The organism is Frisingicoccus sp. (assembly GCA_016298055.1).
Classification (GTDB): Bacteria; Bacillota; Clostridia; order Lachnospirales; family Lachnospiraceae; genus Frisingicoccus.
The window spans coordinates 1-9,241 of sequence record JAEDDO010000076.1 but is presented as its reverse complement, the minus strand read 5'-3'; the positions used below and the strand labels follow the sequence as shown (position 1 = coordinate 9,241).

13 protein-coding genes are annotated in these 9,241 nt (G+C 40.1%); all 13 read left to right on the top strand.

Features of this window, described 5'->3' with window-relative positions; translation table 11 throughout:
* Positions 1–195: hypothetical protein (locus QZZ35_RS07255; protein WP_291236792.1), on the top strand; the 195-nt coding region annotated here is incomplete at its 5' end.
* A 326-nt stretch (positions 196–521) separates the two neighbouring features.
* Positions 522–740 (top strand): hypothetical protein, encoded by a 219-nt coding sequence (locus QZZ35_RS07250; RefSeq protein WP_291236791.1) that lies wholly within the window; start codon positions 522–524, stop codon positions 738–740.
* Between the two features lie 4 nt (positions 741–744).
* Positions 745–1,005 carry a hypothetical protein gene (locus tag QZZ35_RS07245; RefSeq protein ID WP_291236790.1) on the top strand — a complete coding sequence of 87 codons (261 nt, stop codon included), beginning with the start codon at positions 745–747 and terminating at the stop codon, positions 1,003–1,005.
* A gap of 259 nt (positions 1,006–1,264) precedes the next feature.
* Positions 1,265–1,411 (top strand): hypothetical protein, encoded by a 147-nt coding sequence (locus QZZ35_RS07240; protein WP_291236789.1) that lies wholly within the window; start codon positions 1,265–1,267, stop codon positions 1,409–1,411.
* Between the two features lie 117 nt (positions 1,412–1,528).
* Positions 1,529–1,852, top strand: coding sequence for a hypothetical protein (locus tag QZZ35_RS07235; protein WP_291236788.1), 324 nt, complete (start codon positions 1,529–1,531; stop codon positions 1,850–1,852).
* 201 nt (positions 1,853–2,053) lie between these two features.
* Complete coding sequence (locus QZZ35_RS07230; protein WP_291236787.1) at positions 2,054–2,869, top strand: rolling circle replication-associated protein; 816 nt, start codon at positions 2,054–2,056, stop codon at positions 2,867–2,869.
* 74 nt (positions 2,870–2,943) lie between these two features.
* Positions 2,944–3,429, top strand: a complete 486-nt coding sequence (locus QZZ35_RS07225; RefSeq protein WP_291236786.1) for an RNase H family protein — start codon at positions 2,944–2,946, stop codon at positions 3,427–3,429.
* 3 nt (positions 3,430–3,432) lie between these two features.
* On the top strand, positions 3,433–3,981 hold the full coding sequence (locus QZZ35_RS07220) for a Holliday junction resolvase RecU (protein WP_291236785.1): 549 nt from the start codon (positions 3,433–3,435) through the stop codon (positions 3,979–3,981).
* A 99-nt stretch (positions 3,982–4,080) separates the two neighbouring features.
* A complete protein-coding gene (locus QZZ35_RS07215; protein ID WP_291236784.1) occupies positions 4,081–4,446 on the top strand; it encodes a hypothetical protein in 366 nt (121 codons plus the stop codon).
* Complete coding sequence (locus QZZ35_RS07210) at positions 4,447–5,013, top strand: DUF7666 domain-containing protein (protein WP_442899876.1); 567 nt, start codon at positions 4,447–4,449, stop codon at positions 5,011–5,013.
* Entirely contained in the window at positions 4,995–7,181 is a 2,187-nt protein-coding gene (locus tag QZZ35_RS07205) for a PcfJ domain-containing protein (protein ID WP_291236782.1), read from the top strand. The genes QZZ35_RS07210 and QZZ35_RS07205 overlap by 19 nt, the downstream gene beginning before the upstream one ends.
* Positions 7,182–8,405 carry a hypothetical protein gene (locus QZZ35_RS07200; protein ID WP_291236781.1) on the top strand — a complete coding sequence of 408 codons (1,224 nt, stop codon included), beginning with the start codon at positions 7,182–7,184 and terminating at the stop codon, positions 8,403–8,405.
* Positions 8,406–8,686: 281 nt separating this feature from the next.
* Entirely contained in the window at positions 8,687–9,193 is a 507-nt protein-coding gene (locus QZZ35_RS07195) for an HDIG domain-containing metalloprotein (protein ID WP_291236780.1), read from the top strand.
* Positions 9,194–9,241 lie beyond the last annotated feature (48 nt).

Here is a 9,241-nt window from a genome sequence, read left to right as displayed (position 1 = left end):
GTGTGGATATCAAGAAAACATTACAACTATCTAAACAAAAGAATTGCTGACCTTGAAAAACAACTTCAAAGTCAGCATATAACACTTGGACTAAATGTAATTCTAAAAGATGGTTCATTGTTTTTGTATCCAAGAAGAAAAAACTTGGAATATGGAGTTAAAGATAACAATTTGGAAGGTCAGCAGAATGTATGATTGAATATTGCTTTGCAGGTTCAGATGATTCAAAGCTTGGTATACCTGATATATGAACTGATCCGTCGAGATTTTCATCTTTGTTATCATAATGAATAACAAGTCTAGCATATTCCATTTGATCAATATAAAGCTGGTCAACAATTTTTAAAAGTTCAGATACTTTGACAAAAGTAATGGATTCATGACTGTCTATTTTGTACATAGAGAAACTCCTTTCGATATATGTATAAGAGAGATAAGGAAATATGTCTAAAAAAGTATAGGAGTTTAGAAGGAAAAAATCAAGATTACATAATATGGAATTAGGGAAGGAGTGATGAAGAGTGAAAGCAGAAGTATTTGCGGAAATGCCAAACGAATTAAAAACAATAGAGATTGATACAAGGAATAAGATATTCAAAATTAATGGTGAAGATTTTGGAGAAAGATGTACTGGATTTAATATTCACTGTGATGCAACAGAAGGATTCATGGTAAGAATGAATATCGATGCTGATATATTGTTTGTTTCGAAGTATAACCTGAAAGGGGAGAAAATTTAAAGCCATGCAGAAGAAGGGACAGCAGGGCATGGATAGAAAAGGACTGTTGCACCGGTACAAAGAAAGGATGGATATCATGGAAAATCAGGTAAGTATGGAATTAGTAGACAGGATCTATCAGTGTCATTGCAGCAGCATGGAAGAGTGGCAGGAAGGACATCCGGTTGAATCTTGGATTGACCATAATGGAAATATTTGCGTTCGATATGAGAGTGGTAAGTATTGGCACTATAAGCCGGATGGAAGTGGATTTACATGGTGGTAAAAGGCAGCAGGAGAAAAATTATTAAAAAATAATAAACTGCGGGACATTCGGTTGTATCTGGGTTTATAAATTAGAAAACTAGTTGACGAGGTAAACAGTCCGTGCCTTCTGTGCGGTGCGTAAGCACCGGTTTCCCCTTATAACAACCAATAGGCAAAGTGGAGTGCAGGTGTCCCATCACCTGCGCACCGCACAGAGGGTACGGAAAGGAATTTTGTACAAACAGTACAACATAGGATGGAACGAGGAGGTGAAGCCTATGGCAGAGAACAAGGAAGGATATACTTGTACCGTTCATTATTCGGAGGACACGTCCAAGAGAATGACGGAAGCATTGACGGACTTGTACTACAAGATGCAGAAAGGTATTGCGGAGAATGAAGAACATGATGACAGGACCGCATAATGCGGTCCTAAAGTACAAGAGAAGGATGGCAGCAGGGGAGTATACATAGGGTGCTTTTATTTTTTTTACCTTTTTTCAGGAAGAAGTAGGGACTTTTAGAGGATTGGAGGTGGTCTGATGCTGGAACATGGACAAGTTATGGAAGGCTTAAGAGAGAAAGCAAAGAAGTTTAAAAAGGCCTATGATGCAAAGGATTATCTGTCTGCGATGTGGATTTACAACGAGGCACTTAACATAGCTGTGTTTATGGAGCTTTCCGAAGAGGACAAGCAGGAACTGTTCGGGGACAGGCAGAACGTGGATGAGTGGAAGGAAGAAGACGAGAAAGGACTTTTTAAGGAATCCATGGTGGAACGTGCAAGGTTATGGTGCATCCGTAACAACAAGACAAGGCAGGAAGTAGTGGACACGAGGTACACAAGGATTTCGGCAAAAAAATAGAACCGGGTACTGGAATACCTGGTTCATGGCGTTGTTTGCTTCGTGGCTTACAAAAAGCAAAAATGTTCTTTATTATTGTAAGCCAAAATGCCGGAAAAGTCAAGTTTTTCAAGGGATTCGCAAATCCCTATCGTGGCAATATTAGTATATTAAACTTAGGACAATTTCTTTATAAGGGAATACGTAAGAGGGCAGAAAAGGATGGCTTACTGGAAGGATGTGTTCGAGTTTACTGACTCGAATGAATATGAATATAAATTTGCAGGGAATTATGGAGCGAAGGGGGAGAAGAGGGCAAAGAGGAAGAAGCCGACTCCGGAGCAGATAAGAAAGCAGAACCAGATAAACAGGGAGAAATATGTAAGGAGACTGATCAAGAAGAATTTCCGGCCGTATGACATATGGGCATGTCTGAAATATCCAAAGGGAATACGGAAGAAGCTGGAAGAGGTAAAGAAGGACTTTAGGGATTTTATTAGAACCATGCAGAGAAGATACCGGAAGGTAGGGGAAGTATTCAAGTACATATACAGGATGGAGATAGGAGAGAAGGGAGGTATCCATATACATATTCTTGTAAACCGTCTGCGAGGACAGGTAAATACGGATGTGATCATGCAGGAGGTATGGGGACATGGTGTAGTAGATTACAAGTCCATATATGCAGAAGGAGGATATGAGAAGCTGGCAGAGTATATCGTGAAGAAGCCGGAAGAGGATGGAGATGCATATAAGCAGCTTTCATTACTTCCGGAAGAAGAACAGGGGAAATACCTATCTTACAACTGTAGTCGCAATCTGATACGGCCAAAGGCAAAAAGGAAGGAATACAGACACTGGAATATGAGAAAGATTCTGAAGGATGGTCCAAAGCCTAGAAAAGGTTATTACATAGATAAGAACAGTATTGTTAGCGGGGTAAATGCATTTACGGGAATGTCTTACCTGCACTATACAGAATACCGGATAGATACGAAAAAGGACAGCTGGCAGCAGGATGATGGTGGAGGAGGTTAAAAGTGTTAGACAGGTATGTGGATAAGTGCCTTGCGATTTGTTCGGAACAGATACTGCGGGGCTTTTGAAAGAGGGTGAAAAAGACGTTTAAAGTGAACATTTATATAGAAACAGATTCAATGGATGTAAAAAGAAAATACAGGGCATATGCAGCAATTGTTGAATATATAAAGCAGGACGGAAAACATGAGAAAAGACAGATCAATGAAATAGTATATGCAACAAGGAATCAGGTCATGCTGATTGCATTAAGTGAAGCATTGGGAATCCTGACAAAGAAATGCGATATTACCGTGTACATGGACAGTAAGTATGTACAGGGGAATATCAGAAAAGAGAAATTGGATAAATGGCAGCAGAACGGATGGAAGACGGTACGTAATGAAGGGATTGCCAATGTAGAAGAGTGGAGAGAGCTGATAAAGAACATAAAAGGTCATAATATTGCTTTTTCAAATACAAAGTCATATGAAGATAAAGAAAAACTGAAAAAGCAGGTAAAGGAAATGATGAAACAGAGGGAACAATGGGAACAGCAGAGATTAGACGGAGGAATATAAGAAATGGGAGATATGAGGACACAGGGAAGACTGAATAATGCGCAGGGACACAGTTTTGAAAATTATATTATGGGAGCATGCAAGAAGTATGAGGACTTAGGAGTGGCTAAAATTGCAAAAGTACCGGAACCGTTTAGAACATTGCGTAAATACCGTGATGGGACTGCAACAGTGAGATTTACAGGAAATGCAGAGCCGGACTTCATGGGATGCCATAGAGGTGGGGTGATCATTGCATTTGAAGCGAAAAGGACACTGACAAATAAACTAATGCAGAGTGTTGTTACGGAACATCAGTGGGAAGCACTGGACGGATATGAGAAGCTGGGTGGAACAGTTGGAGTATGCGCTGGAATAGGAAATGAAACTTTTTGGATAGACTGGAAGGTATGGAAGAACATGAAGCAGATATATGGGCGTAAATACATAATGGCAGCAGATGTACAGCCATTCAAAGTTGTATTTGACGGAAGCATTTTGTTTCTGGATCCGGCAGATGATGATGCATACATAAAAGAGAGCTTAAGGATACAGGAGATGTTGAATAGTTAGCCTTTTGACTCAATCAGGGAGTATTTTATATATCACACAGTTACTGTTAAAAGCCATGGTAGCCACGCCCTGTATTGGGCGTGGGGAAAGGAGAAAGGGATGGAAAACAGAATAAACGATTGCGACATCGCAATAGAAGCAGTTATGAAGCTGAAAAAGGAATTTGAAAATATTGAGAAGAGCAGATTTGTGTCATTTTTGGAGGATGTGATAGAAGAAAATGTGTTAAAGGAAGACCAAACAGGAGAAAGCGAGTTGGCACGTGGAATCATGAGGGATGACAGGAACCTGATAGGATGCATGGCAATGGTAGTTGACTGGGCATTCGTGAATAAAGAACACATTGATGACAGAATCGTGAAAGCAACGCCGTCGAAAGTAAGGACACCTTTATATCTTGGATGGCCGGACAGGTCAGAGGTACTGGAGATTGCAAAGGGATATTACACGGAGAAGGAAAAGTAAATGATAGCATATAAAGGATTTCATAAAGACATGACATGTACAATGGGAAAGGGTAGCTTCCGGTATGAACAGGGAGTTACATACAAAGAGGAAAGTGCGAAATGTACAAATACAGGATTTCACTGTACTGAGGATCCTTTAGGATGTCTTTTCTGGTATGACAAAAACGATGACAGATATTTTATGGTAAGGGCAGAAGGAGACATTAACGAAGATGATTGTCATAGCAAGATAAGCTGCACGGAAATCACGCTTGTGAAGGAGCTGACAAGGGTACAGTTGGCAGCACATGCATGCAGGTATATGCAGAAATATCCGAAAAGGAAGAGAGACTCAAGATATGTATATGAAGAAAAGGGGAAGACAGAAGAGGATTTTATAATAGTAAGGGGAAAACACCCTGTGGCAGCAGGAGAAAAGGGAACAATACTGTTCCTGCTTCAGGAGGAAGAAAAAAGTACAAAAATAAGGATGATTGAGGTATATGAGGTAGACGGGAAAGAGATAAAGGCGGGGCAATATTATGGAATGGGAGGTGTAAAGGTGAAATGCAGAAAAAAGAACTGAGAAAGCTGAGACGGCTTAATGCCACAAAGGCAATGATAAGGCTGGCAGCAGTGAATGAAGGAAAATGTGAGCGTAAAGAGTCGTCATGGCATAAGACTGACTGTAAACGGAAATATGGAATATTCATGCGCGCACAGAATCTTGGAAAATACATAAAGATTGCGATATTCATACCGGATGACCTGAATGATGGGAGAAAAAAGCCAAGGTTTGAAGTATTCTTGAATGTAAAAGGCAGTGAGTACATAACAAGGGAGTGGGGGAAGGATGAAACGGAGCTGTGGAGAACGGCAAGAATCGACAACCTTGATTATGCTTATTATGTAAAAGGAAATGATAAATACAGTTATATGTATTATTCCCAAAAGGAAGCATGGATGGAGCCGTCACAGGCAAGGTATATTGCAGAGCTGATGGGAATGAAAGAAGGCAGCAGGGGATACAAGGCAGTAAGAACGTGGCAGGAAAGAATACAGAAGCAGAATATCGCAGAAAAGGAAAGACGGGAACAGCTGCCATGGGATGAAGACATGAAGCTTGTGCCGGACAGGATGCCTGATGGGTTTGAAAAGTGGTGGCAGAAGGAAGTAATCAGCAAGCATTTTATTTTTTATACATACGACCGGGACGGAGCAAAGGAAGGATATTGCTCTTATTGTGAAAGCATGGTACAGCTGAAGGAAAAACCGAAACACAATCTGGAAAGCAGATGTCCGAAATGCCACAGGAAAATAATATATAAGGCAGATTCAAAGGTACAGAGACTTGAGACTACAACATATGAATGCCAGCTTGTGCAGAGGACAGGGGAAGGCATCGTAGTCAGGTACTTTGAGGTGTGGAAGAGTTACAGGTGGAGAGGACCGGAGTCACCGGATTATAAGGCACATGAATACAAGAGAGTGCTGTTTTTTGAGGATAAGGTACACAGGACGTACAAATGGGGAATTTACAAGAATAAATTTGACAGATGGATACCAGGGGACATGTATAACAACAGGTCAGTCATACCTGTATACAGAAAAAATATGACACAGATATTTAGGACTTTCCTGAAGAAAAGTTCACTGAAGGAATGGATCAGGAGCGGAAGAAACGTGAACGTGGGAGCGTACCTGATTGATGAGGAAAAAAATCCGGTAATCGAGAAGCTTGTAAAGATAGGTCTGCTCGATCTGGCAGGAACATGGGAGATACGGACGGATAACAATTTTCTTATAGATAAGAATGAGACAGAATTAACCAAAATGCTCAGGCTTGACAGGATGAGGCTGGAAAGGCTCAAAAAGATAAATCCAAAGAAAATAGAGACACTGGAATGGATGCAGATGGATAAACTTAACAGAAGTCCTTTTGATGATGGAATGATAAGTTATTTCGGGGAAAATGGAATAAAACCAAGTGACATAGCCTTCGTATCTGACAAAATGACATTTATGCAGATATATAACTATATGCGGAGACAGCAGCAGGGGACAAAAGATAGTCCAAGGCAGATTTTGAGGACATGGGATGATTACTACAGCATGGCTGCAACAGAAAAGATGGATGTGTCAAATGAACAGATTTATAAGCCAAAGGATCTCAGGAAGGCACATGCGGATGTGATAGCGATGAGGGAAATGGCAGGTATGGATAAGCTTGCCGGGGAAAAGAAGAAAAAGTGGCCAAAAGTAGATAAAGTGTGCAGGACACTGCAAAAATATGAGTACAAAGGGGATAAGTACTGTATCGTGGCGCCGAAGGGAATACTGGACATCGTAAAAGAGGGAACGATTTTAAAACACTGTATCCATACATGTGACTTTTATTATGACCGTATGGAGCAGCAGGAGTCATACATACTGTTCCTGCGGAGAGCAGAAACACCGGATACTCCATATTACACACTGGAAGTAGAACCGGGAGGAAACATAAGGCAGAAACGGACAGTAGGTGATAACCAGAATGAGGATTTTAAGGAATGTATACCATTTCTGAACGAATGGCAGCAGTGGGTGAAGAAGAATATGAGCAGGGAGGAAAAGAAGCTGGCAGAGAGGTCAGATATGAGAAGAAAGAAGAATTATAAAAAACTTAGGGAAGACGGAAACAGGGTATGGCATGGAAAACTGGCGGGACAGTTGCTGGCAGATGTACTGGAAGCAGATTTTATGGAGGTAATGTAGATGGAACAGATGGTATTAACAACAGAAGGAATGGCAGAAATTGAGGACAACATTAGGAAGCACAATACACTGCTCAATGGGCATATGAAGGGTGTAATCACGGAATCATGTGCTCTGGGGTATTACCTGAGACAGGCACAGGATAATGGTCTGATAGAAAAGAAAGGATGCAGCGGTATAGGGGAATATGCAAGGATGGTTGCAGGAATTTCCCCATCAAGGGCTACGAACCTGATCAAGATAAACAGGATTGTATCAGTAGGTGGATACAGTGAGCTGGTAAGTGAAGAGTATATGGAGTATTCGGAAAGCCAGATGCAGGAGATATCAAACCTTGAAGATGATGACAGGGCAGTTATCATACCACAGCTTACGGTAAGGGAAATCCATGAGATAAGGAAGATGGAATTGGATGAGGAAAGGAAAAGAAAGGAAGATGAGGAAAATAATCTTCCAATCATACAGATGGCAGATGGAATGATAGAGCCGCCAAAAGAAGAGGAACCGTCTGAAGAAATAGAAGACAGATGGGAGAAGGTAATGGGATATCTGTTCAAAGGGATGGACCAGGAACTCCTGTCAAAAATCAAAAACAGAATGATATCATATGAAGACTTCATTGAAGTATTTAAAAAGAGATCCTATTTTGTACCGGAACTGAATGATTTTTTGGTATTTGATGAAAAAAAGATAATTCACAGGATATACAGTAACGGGAAGAAACATTTTATGGAGCATGAACCTGGGGATCTGTTTGATGCTGCACAGGATATATCATTCGAAAAAGAACCGGTTGCGACACCGCAAGAGGAACAGGAGAATAAAAAGAAGGAGTGGGAGGCACCAGAGATTGGAGAAAAGAAAGAGGAAGAGATTCCGGTGCCACAGCCGGTAGAGAGAAAAACAGAAGAACAGGACAATAGACTACTTCCAGGCCAGATTACAACGGATGACATACCGGAACTGCAGGGTGAAGCATCGGCAGCAGAAGTTGAGGAAGATAAGGAAGAACGTATTGTAGATGCAGACTATAAAGAGTTTAACGATGATGAAGAAAAGAAACCAATGACAAATCTGGACAGGATTAAGAGTGTCAATGGGGAGAAGAAAGTTGCAGAATGTATAGCGGATTGTATATCGGATTGTACGGTAGATTTGTTTGATGATGAAGGAGCTATTGTTATAAGTACAATAGAAAATTGGTTAAAGAAGGAAATTGTTTAAATAATGCAGTTCATGAGGAAGATTTAATTTTTAGATTATAGGATATGGTGAGAAAATGGGGAAATTACCAAAAGTAGAGATAATAAATGGATATAGAGTATCGCAAGCAGAAAATTATCATGTTTCAATAAGCAAAGATAATAGACCTCTATTTCATGCTCAGTGTAATAAAGAAAGAGATTTAAAGGAAATGCTAACGTTATATCTGAAGATGAAAGATAATATGGATTAAACTATTTCCAAAAAAGAAACGGTTAAATAAGGAATTAAAGGAGTAAAAAATGATAAGAGATAAAGCAATAAATGTACTAAAGAAACATGACAGATTATATGTGTGGTTAATGGAGAATGGATATTTTGATGCACCAGCAGCTAAGAGTCATCATGGTGCATACAAAGGAGGACTGTTTGATCACTCACTTGCTGTGGCAGCAGAACTTCAAAATTTGACAGATAAGCTTGGACTTAAATGGGAAAGGGAAGAGAGCCCATATCTTATCGGACTGTTACATGATGTATGCAAAATGGAAGATTATATATATTCAGACGATGACAAGATAGAATGGAATAATCATGCCATGTATTCAGGGCACGGGGATAAGAGCCTGATTATGCTTATGGGACTGATAGAGTTAACAGAAGAAGAAAAGCTCTGCATCAGATACCATATGGGCGCATTTGTAGATCAGAAAGAATGGAGCTATTATTCCAGGGCTGTAAATATTTGTCCAAATGTTTTATTTACACATACAGCGGATATGATAGCAAGTCAGATTAATGGAGAATAAATAAGCTAGTTGACAAAATTTATTTGACAACTTAAATAAGGATTTAGG